We start from the raw sequence: 16,326 nt of genomic DNA on the forward strand, positions 1-16,326 counted from the left end.
TCGGTCTTGGATACCTGTCATATATGACAGTAGGCGCACTTGTGGAATGCGGCTTTACTGGCAGCATCTTCTCCAGCCGGAGATTCTTCAGGGAGTGATTGAGATGATTCAACTAAGTAAAGCGACCTTTCCAAGTGCCAACCCGCCAGGAATTATCAATTGTGGAAGTGATCCGAGTCCCGTTAAAGGCATTCTCGTTGATATCAAAATTCCTCCGGAAGTGATGGTGGGCGACATAGTTGCCCTTACATCTCAAGCCTGTTCAGATGTCAACGGCACGGAGCCCATTGCAGGGACGAGAGCCACTTTCACCCAATCCGTAAAACAGGGCACGGAAAAACTACAATTCAACGTTGAACCTTACGAAACATTGATCAAACCAATCCTTGGCCATGCCCAGGGGAACGGGTCGCTGCTTGTGAGCTATGTCGTAACACGAGATAAGTCTGTTATCGGTACCTCACCACTGTCATTCGTCATTGTCGGCCTCATGCTACCCAATGGCGAATCATGCCCGGAGTAATACACCTGTCATAAAAAAGGGAGGCCATTGGCCTCCCTTTTTTATTGCGGTTTGCCCTTACAGACTGGCAATCCGCGCATGCTGCTCGGCCAGTTTGCCCAGGGCCTGTTCGGCCTCGGCCAGTTTGGCGCGTTCCTTCTCGATGACTTCGGCCGGGGCCTTGTCAACGAAACCGGCGTTGGACAGCTTGCCGCCAACCCGCTGGACTTCGCCCTGCAGGCGCAGGATTTCCTTGTCCAGACGCGCCAGTTCCGCGCCCTTGTCGATCAGGCCGGCCATCGGCACCAGCACTTCCATCTCGCCGACCAGTGCGGTGGCGGACAGCGGTGCTTCTTCGCCAGCGGCGAGTACGGTGATCGATTCCAGGCGCGCCAGCTTCTTGAGCAGCGCTTCGTTCTCGGTCAGGCGGCGCTGGTCGTCAGCGCTGACGTTCTTCAGGAAAATCGGCAATGGCTTGCCCGGGCCGATGTTCATCTCGCCACGAATGTTGCGCGTGCCGAGCATCAGTTCCTTGAGCCATTCGATGTCGTTTTCCGCCGCCGGATCGATGCGCTCTTCGTTGGCCACCGGCCAAGGCTGCAGCATGATCGTCTTGCCCTGAATACCGGCCAGCGGCGCGATGCGCTGCCAGATTTCTTCAGTGATGAACGGCATGAACGGGTGCGCCAGACGCAGTGCTACTTCCAGCACGCGAACCAGCGTGCGACGGGTGCCACGCTGACGTTCGACCGGCGCATTCTCGTCCCACAGCACGGGCTTGGACAGTTCCAGGTACCAATCGCAGTACTGGTTCCAGATGAACTCGTACAGCGCTTGCGCGGCGAGGTCGAAACGGAACTGATCCAGTTGGCGGGTCACCTCGGCTTCGGTGCGTTGCAGTTGCGAGATGATCCAGCGATCAGCCAGTGACAGCTCGTACGCTTCACCGTTCTGGCCGCAGTCTTCGCCCTTGTCCAGAACATAGCGCGCGGCATTCCAGATCTTGTTGCAGAAGTTGCGATAGCCTTCGACGCGGCCCATGTCGAACTTGATATCGCGACCGGTGGACGCCAGCGAGCAGAAAGTGAAGCGCAGGGCATCGGTGCCATAGCTTTCGATGCCGTTGGCGAATTCTTCGCGGGTGGCTTTCTCGATCTTCTTCGCCAGTTTCGGTTGCATCAGGCCCGAGGTGCGCTTCTGCACCAGGGTTTCCAGGTCGATGCCGTCGATGATATCCAGCGGGTCCAGGACATTGCCCTTGGACTTGGACATCTTCTGGCCCTGGCCGTCGCGCACCAGACCGTGTACGTACACAGTCTTGAACGGAACCTGCGGCGTGCCGTCTTCGTTCTTCATCAGGTGCATGGTCATCATGATCATCCGGGCAACCCAGAAGAAGATGATGTCGAAACCGGTGACCAGCACGTCGGTGGAGTGGAATTTTTTCAGGAACTCGGTCTGCTCAGGCCAGCCCAGGGTCGAGAATGTCCACAGGCCGGAGCTGAACCAGGTGTCGAGGACGTCGTTGTCCTGTTGCAGCGCAACGTCCGGGCCGAGGTTGTGCTTGGCACGCACTTCGGCTTCGTCGCGGCCGACGTAGACCTTGCCCGACTCGTCGTACCAGGCCGGAATCCGGTGGCCCCACCACAGCTGACGGCTGATGCACCAGTCCTGGATGTCACGCATCCACGAGAAGTACATGTTTTCGTACTGCTTGGGCACGAACTGGATGCGCCCGTCTTCAACGGCAGCAATCGCCGGCTCGGCCAAAGGCTTGGTCGACACGTACCACTGGTCAGTCAGCCACGGCTCGATGACGGTGCCGGAGCGGTCGCCTTTTGGCGTTTTCAGGTTGTGATCATTGACGCTCACCAGCAGGCCGGCAGCGTCGAACGCGGCGACGATCTGTTTGCGCGCTTCGAAACGCTCCAGGCCAGCGAACTCGGCCGGAATCTTGCCGTCGATGCTTTCGTTGAGCGTGCCGTCAAGGTTGAACACCTGCGCGGCAGGCAGCACGTTGGCGTTCTTGTCGAAGATGTTCAGCAGCGGCAGGTTGTGGCGCTTGCCGACTTCGTAGTCGTTGAAATCGTGGGCCGGGGTGATTTTCACGCAGCCGGTGCCGAATTCAGGGTCGCAATAATCGTCGGCGATGATCGGGATGCGGCGGCCAACCAAGGGCAGCTCGACGAATTTGCCGATCAGCGCTTTGTAGCGCTCGTCGTTCGGGTTAACCGCGACGGCGGAGTCGCCGAGCATGGTTTCCGGACGGGTGGTGGCAACGATCAGGAAATCATCGCCCTCGGCGGTTTTTACGCCGTCGGCCAATGGGTATTTCAGGTTCCACAGGAAACCTTTCTCTTCGTGGTTTTCCACTTCGAGGTCGGAAATCGCCGTGTGCAGTTTGGTGTCCCAGTTGACCAGGCGCTTGCCGCGGTAGATCAGGCCGTCTTCATGCAGACGCACGAAAGCCTCTTTAACCGCTTCCGAGAGGCCGTCGTCCATGGTGAAGCGCTCGCGGCTCCAGTCGACGGACGAGCCGAGGCGACGGATCTGCCGGCTGATGTTGCCGCCGGACTGATCTTTCCACTCCCAGACTTTCTCGAGGAATTTCTCGCGACCCAGATCGTGACGATTCTGGCCCTGGGCTTCGAGTTGGCGCTCCACCAGCATCTGCGTAGCGATACCGGCGTGGTCGGTGCCCGGTTGCCACAGGGTGTCGCGACCTTGCATGCGGCGGAAACGGATCAACGCGTCCATGATCGCGTTGTTGAAGCCGTGACCCATGTGCAGGCTGCCGGTGACGTTCGGCGGCGGGATCATGATGGTGTAGGACTCGCCCGCGCCTTGCGGGGCGAAGTAGTTCTCGGACTCCCAGGTCTTGTACCAGGAAGTTTCAATGGCGTGCGGCTGGTAGGTCTTATCCATGCGCGGCGGGACCCTATTGGCATTTATTCAGGAAAAGCCGGGAAGTATAGCGGGGCATGGTGCCGAGGGCGAGCGGGGGAGGTCTGGCGGAGATCTAAATGTAGGAGCTGCCGAAGGCTGCGATCTTTTGATCTTGTCTTTAAAAAAAGGTCAAAAGATCGCAGCCTGCGGCAGCTCCTACACGGGGTGCGTTATTCGTACTGGCTGAGCAGCCGCTCCATCCGCGCATCCAGGCGACGTTTGATTTCGGTTTCGATGTGCGGGGCGAAATCGTCGATCACGTCTTGCATGATCAATTGCGCGGCGACGCGCAGTTCGCTGTCCAGATGCAGCAAGGCGTCCGGGCCTTTGTCGATTGGCGCGACTGCCTGGGCTGGCGGGGTCGGCACTGGCGGCGGCTCGACAGCTGCCGGCTGGTTGCCGACGGAATCGAACAGCATCGGAATCTGTTCCTGTTCGCTGTCATCGACCGTATCGGTCAAGAGCGGCGGTTGCAGGTTGTCATCGCCGAGCAACTGGCGGATCGATTCAAGATCATCCAACAGGTGTGCGGATTTCTGTTGCGGTTTCGGAGTGTCCATTGGAATGCTCAGAGTCGCTGTAAACGGTGGTCTTGCAGAGAATAGCCCTGTTCGCGATAGAAGCGGAAACTCTCCCGCGCCGCCGCTCGGATGGTCGGGTCTTCCACCACCACTTCCGCCACTCGGGCGAACTTGCTGGCGAAGGCCGGGACTTTCAGGTCGAGATTGACCAGCAGATCCTTATGCTCGCCGCAGTCGCCCCCGAGTCCCAGCACGATCAAGCCGTCCGGTTCGCTGTCGGCAGGGCCGTGGGGCACGAAGCTTTCGCCCTTGAAGGCCCACAGGCGCGCATCGAGATCGTCCCGCTGGCTCGCATCGCTGCAGTGCAGGTAGATGCGATGGCCCATGCGCCAGGCTTTCTCGGTGAGCTTGCAGGCAAAATCCAGGCGCGCCGAAGGATCGGCGCTAGGCAGGATGTAGAAGTCGACTTTGGTCATTGCGGTTCCAGAGCAGCGAGCGGCGTCGCCATGAAGCAACGCCGCCCCTCAGCAGGTTCAGGCTTTGGCGCGATCCAGCAGGTACTGGGTCAGCAGGGGAACCGGACGGCCGGTGGCGCCCTTGTCCTTGCCGCCGCTGGTCCACGCGGTGCCAGCGATATCCAGGTGCGCCCAGTTGAGGTTCTTGGTGAAGCGCGACAGGAAGCAGGCGGCGGTGATGGTGCCGGCCTTCGGCCCGCCAATGTTGGCGATGTCGGCGAACGGGCTGTCCAGTTGCTCCTGATACTCATCGAACAGCGGCAGTTGCCAGGCGCGGTCGTCGGCAGCCTTGCCGGCGCTGAGCAACTGGTCGATCAGTTCGTCGTTGTTACCCAGCAGGCCGGAAGTATGGGCGCCCAGGGCCACCACGCAAGCACCGGTCAAAGTGGCGATGTCGATCACCGCTTGTGGCTTGAAGCGCTCGGCGTAGGTCAGCGCATCGCACAGCACCAGACGGCCTTCGGCATCGGTGTTGAGGATTTCCACAGTCTGGCCGCTCATGGTGGTAACGATGTCGCCCGGGCGCGACGCGTTGCCGCTCGGCATGTTTTCGGCGCAGGCGAGGATGCACACCAGATTGATCGGCAGTTTCAGCTCAAGCACCGCACGCAGCGTACCGAACACAGAGGCAGCGCCGCCCATGTCGTACTTCATTTCGTCCATGCCGGCGCCCGGCTTCAGGCTGATGCCGCCGGTGTCGAAAGTGATGCCCTTGCCGACCAGCGCGTACGGCTTCTCGGATTTCTTGCCACCGTTGTACTGCATGACGATCAGGCGCGGCGGCTGGGCGCTGCCCTGGCCAACGGCGTAGAACGAGCCCATGCCCAGAGACTTGATCTTCTTCTCGTCGAGCACTTCGACTTTCAGATCCTTGAACTCTTTGCCCAGGTTCTTGGCCTGTTCGCCCATGAACGTCGGGTGGCAGATGTTCGGCGGCAGGTTGCCCAGATCGCGGGTGAAAGCCATGCCGTTGGCGATTGCGGTGGCGTGGTTCACGGCGCGCTGCACTTCGGCCTGCGCAGCCTTGATGGTCAGCAGGGTGATTTTCTTCAGGGCGCGGGGTTCGGCTTTCTGGCTCTTGAACTGGTCGAAGGTGTAGCCGCCGTCGACCAGGGTTTCTGCCAGCAAACGGGTCTTGCCGTAGCTGTCGCGACCTTTGACGATGACTTCATCCAGCGCCAGCACGGCATCACCGCCGCCCAGGCCTTTGAGGGTGTTGAGGATGCCGGCAACGATCTTGCGGAACGGACGGTCGCCCAGTTCTTCGTCCTTGCCCACGCCGACCAGCAACACGCGCTCGGCTTTCAGGTTTGGCAGACTGTGCAGCAGCAGGCTTTGACCGACCTTGCCGGCCAGGTCGCCACGCTTGAGCACGGTGCTGATCGCACCGCCGCTCGACTCGTCGACCAGTCTGGCGGCGACACCGAGTTTGCGGCCTTCGCCGACGGCAACCACCAGGGTGGCGGTTTTCAACGTTTCTGGGCTAACGCTTTTTACAACCAGTTCCATGTCCGGATCCCTAATGAATGGTCAACATGCAGGCGTTCGACGTTGTCCGCAATCGCCTGCTTATAAATAGAAGAGGCGCAGGCCAAAGCCTGCGACAAGGGCCGCAGTTTGAACCTCGCTCCCCGCGCCTGACAACCCTCAGCAAAGGATTACAGCGATGGATGAGTGTGCGCAGTGACAGGCGCACCCAATCACAGGATAATGCCGCATCTTTTTTCGACCGCTCTGCATGGCGGGCCGGTCGATGTGTTTGCTTGTTTGGCCGCCTTAGCCTGACAACCCTGGAGTGTCTGGTTTGATCGTCTTCCGTTATCTGTCCCGCGAAGTCCTGTTGACCCTCAGCGCCGTAAGTGCCGTGCTGCTGGTCATCATCATGAGCGGTCGCTTCATCAAATACCTGGCGCAGGCTGCGGCCGGTCAGCTCGATCCGGGCTCGCTGTTCCTGATCATGGGCTTTCGTCTGCCGGGGTTCCTGCAACTGATTCTGCCGCTGGGCCTGTTCCTCGGGATCCTGCTGGCCTACGGTCGCCTGTACCTCGAAAGCGAAATGACCGTGCTCTCGGCCACCGGCATGAGTCAGCAGAAGCTGTTTCGCATGACCCTGTTTCCGGCGACGCTGGTGGCACTGGTGGTGGCGTGGCTCAGCCTCGGTCTGGCTCCGCAGGGCGCCAACCAGTTTCAGCTGTTGCTGAACAAGCAGGACGCGCTGACCGAGTTCGATACCCTCGAACCGGGCCGCTTCCAGGCATTGCGTGACGGCACGCGGGTGACCTATACCGAAACCCTGAGCGACGACCGCGTCAATCTCGGCAGCGTGTTCATCTCGCAGAAGAACCTCGGCGCCGATAAAAAGGATCGCGGTATTTCCGTGCTGGTTGCCGAATCGGGCCGTCAGGAAATTCGCCCCGACGGCAATCGCTACCTGATCCTCGATAACGGTTACCGCTATGACGGCAGCCCGGGTCAGGCCGACTATCGTGCCATTCATTACGAAACCTACGGCGTGCTGCTGCCCAAGCCGGACGTCAGCGAAGAAGTCACCGACCGTGACGCGATGCCGACCTCGTCCCTGTGGGGCAGTGATGACATCCGTTCGAAAACCGAACTGCAATGGCGCATGTCCCTGCCGTTGCTGGTGTTCATCGTGACCCTGATGGCGGTGCCGCTGTCGCGGGTGAATCCGCGTCAGGGGCGTTTCCTCAAGCTACTGCCGGCGATTCTTCTTTATATGGCTTACCTGACCATCCTGATTGCCGCCCGCGGCGCCCTCGAAAAAGGCAAGATCCCGCCGGCCCTTGGGCTGTGGTGGGTGCACGCGATCTTCCTGCTCATCGGCCTCGGCCTGCTCTATTGGGAGCCGATGCGCCTGAAGCTGGCCAGCCGTCGCAGCGCCGCGCTGGAGGTGGCCCGTGGTTAAACTCGACCGCTACATCGGCAGCAGCGTGTTCATGGCGATCATCGCTGTACTGGCGATCATCCTCGGTTTGGCGACGCTGTTTGCCTTCATCGATGAAATGGGCGACGTCAGCGACACCTACACTCTGGTCGATGTGCTCAGTTTCGTATTGCTGACTGCACCGCGCCGCCTCTATGAAATGCTGCCGATGGCCGCTTTGATCGGCTGCCTGATCGGTCTCGGCAGTCTGGCCAGCAGCAGTGAACTGACCGTCATGCGTGCTGCTGGTGTGTCGATCGGCCGTATCGTCTGGGCTGTCATGAAGCCGATGCTGGTGCTGATGCTCGCCGGTGTGCTCATCGGCGAATACGTCGCTCCAGCCACCGAGAGTATGGCTCAGGCCAATCGCTCGCTGGCCCAGGGCAGCGGCGATGCGCAAAGCGCCAAGCACGGTATGTGGCACCGTCAGGGTGAAGAATTCATCCATATCAACGCCGTGCAGCCGAACGGTCTCTTGTATGGCGTGACGCGTTATCACTTCGACAAGGAGCGCCATCTGCTCAGCTCCAGCTTCGCCAAAAAGGCCGAGTTCGACGGCAGCAAGTGGCAGCTTACCGACGTTGCCACCACGCTGTTCAAGGAGCGCAGTACTGAAGTCGTCAATACCCCGAGCGAGCAATGGGACGTGGCGTTGAGCCCGCAACTGCTCAGCACCGTGGTCATGGCCCCGGAATCTCTGTCGATCAGCGGTCTGTGGGGCTACATCCACTATCTGGCCGAGCAAGGCCTCAGCAACGGCCGTTACTGGCTGGCATTTTGGGTCAAGGTGTTGCAGCCGCTGGTGACCGCGGCGCTGGTGCTGATGGCGATCTCGTTCATCTTCGGTCCGCTGCGTTCGGTGACCCTCGGTCAGCGGGTCTTCACCGGCGTGCTGGTGGGTTTCACTTTCCGCATCGTCCAGGATCTGCTGGGTCCATCCAGTCTGGTATTCGGTTTCTCGCCGCTGTTTGCGGTGCTGGTGCCGGCCGGCGTGTGTGCGCTGGCGGGTGTCTGGCTGCTGCGCAGGGCCGGTTGATGAACATGTGTTCATCTTTGCCTTGAACCTCGAAAACGCCTCGGCCAACAGACCGGGGCGTTTTTGCATGCGATCCGGGTGACAGGCGAACGTGACGCTTGCGCCGTGTATCAGGTACAATTCCCGGCTATTTTTCGGCGGGCCAAGCCTGCAGCCTTTTTGAGTGTTGATCCGTGAGTGATTTGAGTCATATCCGCAATTTCTCCATCATCGCCCACATTGACCATGGCAAGTCGACGCTGGCTGACCGTTTCATCCAGATGTGCGGCGGCCTGGCCGAGCGTGAAATGGAAGCCCAGGTACTGGATTCCATGGATCTTGAGCGTGAACGCGGGATCACCATCAAGGCCCACAGCGTTACCCTCTATTACAAAGCCAAAGATGGCATCACCTACCAGCTGAACTTCATCGACACCCCGGGTCACGTCGACTTCACCTACGAAGTCAGCCGTTCCCTGGCCGCGTGCGAAGGCGCCTTGCTGGTGGTCGATGCGGGGCAGGGCGTGGAAGCCCAGTCCGTGGCCAACTGCTACACCGCCATCGAGCAGGGCCTCGAGGTCATGCCGGTGCTTAACAAGATCGACCTGCCACAGGCCGAGCCGGATCGCGTCAAGGACGAGATCGAGAAGATCATCGGCATCGACGCCACCGACGCCGTCACCTGCAGCGCCAAGACCGGCCTGGGTGTCGACGAAGTGCTCGAGCGTCTGGTCCACACCATTCCCGCGCCGACCGGCAACATCGAAGATCCGCTGCAAGCGTTGATCATCGACTCCTGGTTCGACAACTACCTGGGCGTTGTCTCCCTGGTACGTGTCCGCCATGGCCGGGTGAAGAAGGGCGACAAGATTCTGGTCAAGTCCACCGGCAAGGTGCACCTGGTCGACAGCGTTGGCGTGTTCAACCCGAAACACACCGCTACCGTTGACCTCAAGGCCGGCGAAGTGGGCTTCATCATCGCCAGCATCAAGGACATTCACGGTGCGCCGGTCGGTGACACCCTGACCCTCAGCTCCACTCCTGATGTGCCGGTGCTGCCGGGCTTCAAACGTATCCAGCCGCAGGTTTACGCCGGTCTGTTCCCGGTCAGCTCCGACGACTTCGAGGATTTCCGCGAAGCACTGCAGAAGCTCACCCTGAACGACTCGTCGCTGCAGTACACCCCGGAAAGCTCCGACGCCCTGGGCTTCGGCTTCCGTTGCGGCTTCCTCGGCATGCTGCACATGGAAATCATCCAGGAGCGCCTCGAGCGCGAGTACGACCTGGACCTGATCACCACTGCGCCGACGGTAATTTTCGAGCTGGTGCTGAAAACCGGTGAAACGATTTACGTCGACAACCCGTCGAAGCTTCCGGATGTGTCGGCGATCGAGGACATGCGCGAGCCAATCGTACGCGCCAATATCCTCGTACCGCAGGAGCACCTGGGCAACGTCATCACCCTGTGCATCGAGAAACGCGGCGTTCAGGTCGACATGCTGTTCCTCGGCAATCAGGTGCAAGTCACCTACGACCTGCCGATGAACGAAGTGGTCCTGGACTTCTTCGACCGTCTCAAATCCACCAGCCGCGGCTATGCTTCGCTGGACTACCATTTCGATCGTTACCAATCGGCTAATCTGGTGAAACTGGACGTGCTGATCAACGGCGACAAGGTCGATGCCCTGGCATTGATCGTGCACCGTGACAATTCGCACTTCAAAGGTCGCCAGTTGACCGAGAAGATGAAAGAACTGATTCCTCGTCAGATGTTCGACGTGGCGATCCAGGCCGCCATCGGTGGTCAGATCGTAGCCCGGACAACCGTCAAGGCGCTCAGAAAGAACGTATTGGCCAAATGCTATGGCGGTGACGTCAGTCGTAAGAAGAAACTGCTTGAGAAGCAGAAGGCCGGTAAGAAACGCATGAAACAGGTCGGCAACGTGGAAATTCCACAGGAAGCCTTCCTCGCCGTGCTCAGGTTGGAATAATCAGGTCCTATGTCGCTAAATTTCCCGCTGTTGCTGGTCATCGCCGTGTTCGTCTGCGGCCTGTTGGCGTTGCTTGATCTGCTGTTCCTGGCACCGCGTCGGCGGGCTGCCATTGCCTCCTATCAAGGCAGTGTCAGCCAGCCCGAGCCTGTGGTGGTCGAGAAACTGAACAAAGAGCCGCTGCTGGTCGAATACGGCAAGTCGTTCTTTCCGGTGCTGTTCATTGTGATGGTGCTGCGTTCGTTCCTGGTGGAGCCGTTCCAGATTCCGTCCGGCTCGATGAAACCGACCCTGGACGTCGGCGACTTCATTCTGGTGAACAAGTTTTCCTACGGCATCCGCCTGCCGGTGATCGACAAGAAGGTCATCGAAGTCGGTGACCCGCAGCGCGGCGATGTCATGGTGTTCCGCTATCCGAGCGACCCGAACGTCAACTACATCAAGCGTGTGGTTGGCCTGCCGGGTGACACGGTGCGTTATACCGCCGACAAGCGTCTGTTCGTCAACGGCGAATCGATTGCCGAGAAGATGGTCGGCGCCGAAGCGGGTTCGCTGGGCAGCGCTGAGCTCTATCAGGAAAAACTCGGCGCAGCCGAGCACCTGATCCGCAAGGAAATGAGCCGCTACCGCGCCACTCCGGATCGTTCGTGGACGGTGCCTGCCGGGCACTACTTCATGATGGGCGACAACCGCGACAATTCGAACGACAGCCGCTACTGGGATGATCCGAACATTCCCAAGGATCTGCTGGGCATGGTTCCCGACAAGAATATTGTCGGCAAGGCCTTCGCGGTCTGGATGAGCTGGCCGGAGCCGAAACTCAGCCACCTGCCGAATTTCTCGCGGGTCGGCCTGATCAAGTAAATTACACACGGCGCTGTTGACCACAGCGCCGAATGCATTTCTGGAGCCGGCACAATCGGCTTCGCAATCGCCAGGATCTAATTTTTGAACACAGCGTTAATTGTCCCAGGCCTGCGCCGTACCCCGGCGGTGGCAGTGGAAACCAGCCACGAACTCAGCGTGGGTAAACCGTGAGCGTTTCTCTAAGCCGTCTCGAGCGCCAGCTCGGTTACACCTTCAAGGACCAGGAGCTGATGCTGCTGGCCCTCACGCACCGCAGTTTTGCCGGGCGCAACAACGAGCGTCTGGAATTCCTCGGTGATGCCATCCTCAATTTCGTCGCTGGCGAGGCGCTGTTCGATCGCTTTCCGCTGGCCCGCGAAGGCCAGTTGTCGCGTTTGCGCGCACGCCTGGTGAAAGGTGAGACGCTGGCCGTACTGGCTCGCGGTTTCGACCTCGGTGATTATCTGCGTCTGGGTTCTGGTGAACTGAAGAGCGGCGGTTTTCGCCGTGAATCGATTCTCGCCGACGCCCTCGAAGCCCTGATCGGCGCAATCTACCTCGATGCCGGCATGGACGTCGCCCGCGAGCGCGTGTTGGCCTGGCTGGCCGGCGAGTTCGAAGGCCTGACGCTGGTCGACACCAACAAGGATCCGAAAACCCGCTTGCAGGAACATCTGCAATCGCGCGGTTGCGAACTGCCACGCTACGAAGTGGTGGATATCCAGGGCGAACCGCACTGCCGAACCTTCTTCGTCGAATGCGAAGTGGTCTTACTGAATGAAAAAAGCCGAGGTCAGGGTGTGAGCCGTCGTATCGCCGAACAGGTAGCGGCCGCTGCAGCACTGATTGCCCTGGGCGTGGAGAATGGCAATGACTGATACAAACGCAACTCGCTGTGGCTATGTTGCCATCGTCGGCCGTCCCAACGTCGGCAAGTCGACGCTGCTCAATCACATCCTCGGGCAGAAGCTTGCGATCACTTCGCGCAAGCCGCAGACCACGCGGCACAACATGCTCGGCATCAAGACCGAGGGCGATGTGCAGGCAATCTATGTCGACACCCCGGGCATGCACAAGGGCGGCGAAAAGGCCCTGAACCGTTACATGAACAAAACCGCTTCGGCGGCGTTGAAAGACGTCGACGTGGTGATCTTCGTCGTTGACCGCACCAAGTGGACCGACGAAGACCAGATGGTGCTCGAACGTGTGCAGTACGTAACCGGCCCGCTGATCGTCGCGCTGAACAAGACCGATCGGATCGAAGACAAAGCCGAGCTGATGCCGCATTTGAGCTGGTTGCAGGAACAGCTGCCGAACGCGCAGATCATCCCGATTTCCGCGCAGCATGGGCACAATCTCGACGCACTGGAAAAGGTCATCGCCGATCACCTGCCGGAGAATGATCACTTCTTCCCGGAAGACCAGATCACCGACCGCAGCAGCCGTTTCCTTGCCGCCGAACTGGTACGTGAGAAAATCATGCGCCAGATGGGTGCCGAGCTGCCGTACCAGATCACCGTCGAAATCGAAGAATTCAAGCAACAGGGCAAGACCCTGCACATTCACGCGCTGATTCTCGTCGAGCGTGACGGCCAGAAGAAAATCATCATTGGCGACAAGGGCGAGCGCATCAAGCGCATCGGCACCGAAGCGCGCAAGGACATGGAGCTGCTGTTCGACTCCAAGATCATGCTCAACCTGTGGGTCAAGGTGAAGGGCGGCTGGTCCGACGACGAGCGCGCGCTGCGTTCGCTGGGTTATGGCGACCTGTAATCGACTCGAAGATCAAAAGATCGCAGCCTTCGGCAGCTCCTACAGGTGTACACAAGACATTGTAGGAGCTGCCGAAGGCTGCGATCTTTTTTGCAATCCCGACCGGGAAACTACATTCATGTCGCAAACCCCACCACCCGCCCAACCCGCCTACGTCCTGCATTCGCGTGCCTACCGCGAAACCAGTGCGCTGGTCGATTTCCTCACGCCGCAAGGGCGGCTGCGGGCGGTGTTGCGCAGTGCGCGGGGCAAGGCCGGGACACTGGCACGGCCCTTCGTGGCGCTGGAGGTTGAATTCCGCGGCAAGGGTGAGCTGAAGAATGTCGGGCGCATGGAGAGCTCCGGCACCTCGGCGTGGCTCAATGGCGAGGCGCTGTTCAGCGGTCTCTATCTCAATGAATTGCTGATTAGACTGCTGCCCGCGGAAGATCCGCACCCAGGAGTGTTCGACCATTATGCCGCGACCCTGCTGGCCTTGGCCGAAGGTCGACCACTGGAACCGTTGCTGCGCTCCTTCGAATGGCGATTGCTTGATGATCTCGGCTACGGCTTTTCCATGAACACCGATATTCACGGTGAGCCCGTCGCTGCGGACGGTCTCTACCGGTTGCAAGTGGACGCCGGACTCGAGCGGGTTTATCTGCTGCAGCCGGGCCTGTTCAACGGCACTGAACTGCTGGCCATGGCCGAAGCCGACTGGTCGGCGCCCGGTGCACTTTCTGCCGCCAAGCGTCTGATGCGCCAGGCGCTGGCGGTGCATTTGGGCGGGCGTCCGCTTGTCAGTCGCGAGCTGTTTCGCAAGCCCTGATATGCTGTGCGCCGAATCTCTCAATTCAGGAGCGCATCCGTGACCAGCAGCAATCGCATTCTTCTCGGCGTGAACATCGACCACGTCGCCACCCTGCGTCAGGCCCGTGGCACGCGTTACCCGGATCCGGTCAAGGCAGCGCTGGATGCAGAAGAAGCGGGCGCCGACGGTATCACCGTGCACCTGCGCGAAGATCGCCGGCACATTCAGGAGCGCGATGTGCTGCTGCTCAAGGATGTGCTGCAAACGCGCATGAATTTCGAAATGGGCGTCACCGAAGAAATGATGGCATTTGCCGAGCGCATTCGCCCGGCGCACATCTGCCTGGTCCCGGAAACCCGTCAGGAACTGACCACCGAAGGTGGTCTGGATGTAGCGGGGCAGGAGGAGCGCATCAGAGCTGCGGTCGAGCGGTTGTCGAAAATCGGCAGCGAAGTGTCGCTGTTCATCGACGCCGACGAGCGCCAGATCGCTGCGTCCAAGCGCGTCGGAGCGCCGGCCATTGAGCTGCACACTGGGCGTTACGCCGATGCCGAGACCCCCACCGAAGTGGCTGAAGAGCTCAAGCGTGTCGCTGATGGCGTGGCATTCGGTCTGGCCCAGGGGCTGATCGTCAATGCCGGGCATGGCCTGCATTACCACAACGTCGAAGCCGTGGCGGCGATCAAAGGCATCAACGAACTGAACATCGGCCACGCGCTGGTGGCGCATGCGTTGTTTGTCGGGTTCAAGTCCGCCGTGTCCGAAATGAAAGCGCTGATTCTCGCGGCCGCTTTGAAGGGTTGAAGATCAAAAGATCGCAGCCTTCGGCAGCTCCTACAGGGACATGTGTACACCTGTAGGAGCTGCCGAAGGCTGCGATCTTTTGCTTTTAGAGCGGGGCGGGCTCTTGCGCCGGTTTCGATTTGTCGATCGCCGGCACATGCAGGTTGCCCTCGGCTACCTGATCGCCCTCCAGCTGCGGCTGGGTCACCCAGGTCAGGATGTCGTAGTAGCGCCGGATGTTCGCCACGAAATGCACCGGCTCACCGCCGCGGGCGTAGCCGTAGCGGGTCTTGCTGTACCACTGCTTCTGCGACAGGCGCGGCAGGATCTTTTTCACGTCCAGCCACTTGTCCGGATTCAGGCCTTCCTTCGCCGCCAGTTTGCGCGCGTCATCCAGATGGCCGCTGCCGACGTTGTACGCCGCCAGAGCAAACCAGGTGCGGTCCGGTTCCTGGATCGAATCGTCGAGCTGGTCCTTCATATAAGCCAGGTACTTCGCGCCGCCCATGATGCTTTGCTTGGGATCGAGGCGGTTGGACACGCCCATGGCTTGCGCGGTGTTCTGGGTCAGCATCATCAGGCCGCGCACGCCGGTTTTTGACGTCACCGTCGGCTGCCACAGGGATTCCTGATAACCGATGGCCGCCAGCAGGCGCCAGTCGACTTTCTCTTTCTTTGCGTAATTCTTGAAGTGCTGTTCGTATTTCGGCAGGCGTTGCTGCAAGTGCTGGGCGAATGTCGTGGCGCCCATGTAACCGAGCACATCGACGTGGCCGTAATAGCGGTCTTTCAAGCGTTGCAGGGTGCCGTTCTTCTGCACCTTGTCCAGGTAAGCGTTGATTTCGTTGAGCAGGCTGTTGTCTTCGCCCGGGCCAACCGCCCAGCTCTGGCTGCGCGCGTCACCCAGATCGAAGGCCACGCGGATGTTGGTGAAGTACACCTGATTCATCGCCACTTCGTTGGAGTCGACCAGCGTCAGGTCAATCTGGCCTTCATCGACCATGCGCAGCAGATCGACCACTTCAACCGCGTCGGATTCTTCGTATTCGATCCCGGGATATTTCTGTTTCAGCTCGGCCAGTTGCTCGGCGTGAGTGCTGCCCTTGAGCACGGTGATCTTCTTGCCGACCAGATCCGCCGGATCGGTGGGCCGCGACTGGCCATTGCGGTAGATGATCTGCGGAGTGACTTCAAGGTAGGAGTGGGAGAACCGCACCTGCTTCTTGCGCTCGTCGCTGCTGACCAGCCCGGCCGCCGCGAGCACCGGGCCGTTGGGCTTGCCGACCTGATTGAACAGGTCATTGAGGTTGTCGGCAGTTTCGATCTTCAGCTCGACGCCCAAATCGTCGGCAAAGCGCTTCACCAGCTCGTATTCGAAGCCGGTTTCACCGCTGCGATCCTGAAAGTAGGTGGCGGGGCTGTTGCGGGTAACCACGCGCAGCACACCGTCCTCCTTTACGCGCTCGAGTGTGTTGGGTTTATCAACACAACCACCGAGCATCAGGAAGAGTCCGGTTGCGATCAGCCATTTGGCGTATCGCGGACGCAAAGCCGTTGGGAAAAACATCTGCGCAGTATACGCAAACGGCCACGGGCGCCATATCTCGACAGCGTAGGCCTAGTCTGCTAGCGATCACAAAACCGAACGAAATCCCTTGAATACGGGGCCTCAGGGCATTTTGTTACAGTAAAAATAAGCC

General features: G+C 59.9%; 14 protein-coding genes. 9 read left to right on the top strand and 5 right to left on the bottom strand.

The window, feature by feature from the left end; genetic code table 11:
• Positions 1-103 precede the first annotated feature (103 nt).
• On the top strand, positions 104-523 hold the full coding sequence (locus J2Y90_RS10805; RefSeq protein WP_253499284.1) for a hypothetical protein: 420 nt from the start codon (positions 104-106) through the stop codon (positions 521-523).
• Positions 524-580: 57 nt separating this feature from the next.
• On the opposite strand, the gene J2Y90_RS10810 is transcribed toward J2Y90_RS10805, so the two are convergent.
• The 4 genes from J2Y90_RS10810 to J2Y90_RS10825 form a co-directional block, all read right to left on the bottom strand.
• Entirely contained in the window at positions 581-3,427 is a 2,847-nt protein-coding gene (locus J2Y90_RS10810; RefSeq protein ID WP_041479508.1) for a valine--tRNA ligase, read from the bottom strand.
• A gap of 191 nt (positions 3,428-3,618) precedes the next feature.
• Positions 3,619-4,008 (bottom strand): DNA polymerase III subunit chi, encoded by a 390-nt coding sequence (locus tag J2Y90_RS10815; RefSeq protein WP_253499287.1) that lies wholly within the window; start codon positions 4,006-4,008, stop codon positions 3,619-3,621.
• A gap of 8 nt (positions 4,009-4,016) precedes the next feature.
• Positions 4,017-4,445: a DNA polymerase III subunit chi gene (locus tag J2Y90_RS10820; protein ID WP_253499290.1), complete on the bottom strand. Its 429-nt coding sequence runs from the start codon at positions 4,443-4,445 to the stop codon at positions 4,017-4,019.
• A 57-nt stretch (positions 4,446-4,502) separates the two neighbouring features.
• Positions 4,503-5,993 (bottom strand): leucyl aminopeptidase, encoded by a 1,491-nt coding sequence (locus J2Y90_RS10825; RefSeq protein WP_042607732.1) that lies wholly within the window; start codon positions 5,991-5,993, stop codon positions 4,503-4,505.
• 295 nt (positions 5,994-6,288) lie between these two features.
• Between J2Y90_RS10825 and lptF the strand changes: the two genes are divergently transcribed.
• The 8 genes from lptF to pdxJ all read left to right on the top strand — a co-directional run bounded on the left by lptF (position 6,289) and on the right by pdxJ (position 14,647).
• Entirely contained in the window at positions 6,289-7,410 is a 1,122-nt protein-coding gene (gene lptF, locus J2Y90_RS10830) for an LPS export ABC transporter permease LptF (protein ID WP_253499293.1), read from the top strand.
• On the top strand, positions 7,403-8,464 hold the full coding sequence (gene lptG, locus J2Y90_RS10835; RefSeq protein ID WP_253499296.1) for an LPS export ABC transporter permease LptG: 1,062 nt from the start codon (positions 7,403-7,405) through the stop codon (positions 8,462-8,464). The genes lptF and lptG overlap by 8 nt, the downstream gene beginning before the upstream one ends.
• Before the next feature lie 173 nt (positions 8,465-8,637).
• Positions 8,638-10,434 carry a translation elongation factor 4 gene (lepA, locus tag J2Y90_RS10840; protein ID WP_016771564.1) on the top strand — a complete coding sequence of 599 codons (1,797 nt, stop codon included), beginning with the start codon at positions 8,638-8,640 and terminating at the stop codon, positions 10,432-10,434.
• 9 nt (positions 10,435-10,443) lie between these two features.
• On the top strand, positions 10,444-11,298 hold the full coding sequence (gene lepB, locus J2Y90_RS10845) for a signal peptidase I (RefSeq protein WP_253499299.1): 855 nt from the start codon (positions 10,444-10,446) through the stop codon (positions 11,296-11,298).
• Between the two features lie 170 nt (positions 11,299-11,468).
• Positions 11,469-12,158: a ribonuclease III gene (gene rnc, locus J2Y90_RS10850; protein ID WP_024011703.1), complete on the top strand. Its 690-nt coding sequence runs from the start codon at positions 11,469-11,471 to the stop codon at positions 12,156-12,158.
• Positions 12,151-13,053: a GTPase Era gene (gene era / locus J2Y90_RS10855; protein ID WP_007909024.1), complete on the top strand. Its 903-nt coding sequence runs from the start codon at positions 12,151-12,153 to the stop codon at positions 13,051-13,053. The genes rnc and era overlap by 8 nt, the downstream gene beginning before the upstream one ends.
• Before the next feature lie 118 nt (positions 13,054-13,171).
• A complete protein-coding gene (recO, locus tag J2Y90_RS10860; protein WP_064364395.1) occupies positions 13,172-13,861 on the top strand; it encodes a DNA repair protein RecO in 690 nt (229 codons plus the stop codon).
• A 39-nt stretch (positions 13,862-13,900) separates the two neighbouring features.
• Entirely contained in the window at positions 13,901-14,647 is a 747-nt protein-coding gene (pdxJ, locus tag J2Y90_RS10865; protein WP_016771560.1) for a pyridoxine 5'-phosphate synthase, read from the top strand.
• 85 nt (positions 14,648-14,732) lie between these two features.
• On the opposite strand, the gene mltF is transcribed toward pdxJ, so the two are convergent.
• Positions 14,733-16,193 (bottom strand): membrane-bound lytic murein transglycosylase MltF, encoded by a 1,461-nt coding sequence (mltF, locus tag J2Y90_RS10870; RefSeq protein WP_253499306.1) that lies wholly within the window; start codon positions 16,191-16,193, stop codon positions 14,733-14,735.
• Between the last annotated feature and the right edge of the window lie 133 nt (positions 16,194-16,326).

This window comes from Pseudomonas koreensis, assembly GCF_024169245.1.
GTDB lineage: Bacteria > Pseudomonadota > Gammaproteobacteria > Pseudomonadales > Pseudomonadaceae > Aquipseudomonas > Aquipseudomonas koreensis_F.

Excerpts from the sequence above, each read along its gene's own strand:
- J2Y90_RS10805 (WP_253499284.1), top strand. The coding sequence starts at position 104 with ATGATTCAACTAAGTAAAGCGACCTTTCCAAGTGCCAACCCGCCAGGA.
- J2Y90_RS10810 (WP_041479508.1), bottom strand. The coding sequence starts at position 3,427 with ATGGATAAGACCTACCAGCCGCACGCCATTGAAACTTCCTGGTACAAG.
- J2Y90_RS10815 (WP_253499287.1), bottom strand. The coding sequence starts at position 4,008 with ATGGACACTCCGAAACCGCAACAGAAATCCGCACACCTGTTGGATGAT.
- J2Y90_RS10820 (WP_253499290.1), bottom strand. The coding sequence starts at position 4,445 with ATGACCAAAGTCGACTTCTACATCCTGCCTAGCGCCGATCCTTCGGCG.
- J2Y90_RS10825 (WP_042607732.1), bottom strand. The coding sequence starts at position 5,993 with ATGGAACTGGTTGTAAAAAGCGTTAGCCCAGAAACGTTGAAAACCGCC.
- lepB (WP_253499299.1), top strand. The coding sequence starts at position 10,444 with ATGTCGCTAAATTTCCCGCTGTTGCTGGTCATCGCCGTGTTCGTCTGC.
- era (WP_007909024.1), top strand. The coding sequence starts at position 12,151 with ATGACTGATACAAACGCAACTCGCTGTGGCTATGTTGCCATCGTCGGC.
- recO (WP_064364395.1), top strand. The coding sequence starts at position 13,172 with ATGTCGCAAACCCCACCACCCGCCCAACCCGCCTACGTCCTGCATTCG.
- mltF (WP_253499306.1), bottom strand. The coding sequence starts at position 16,193 with ATGTTTTTCCCAACGGCTTTGCGTCCGCGATACGCCAAATGGCTGATC.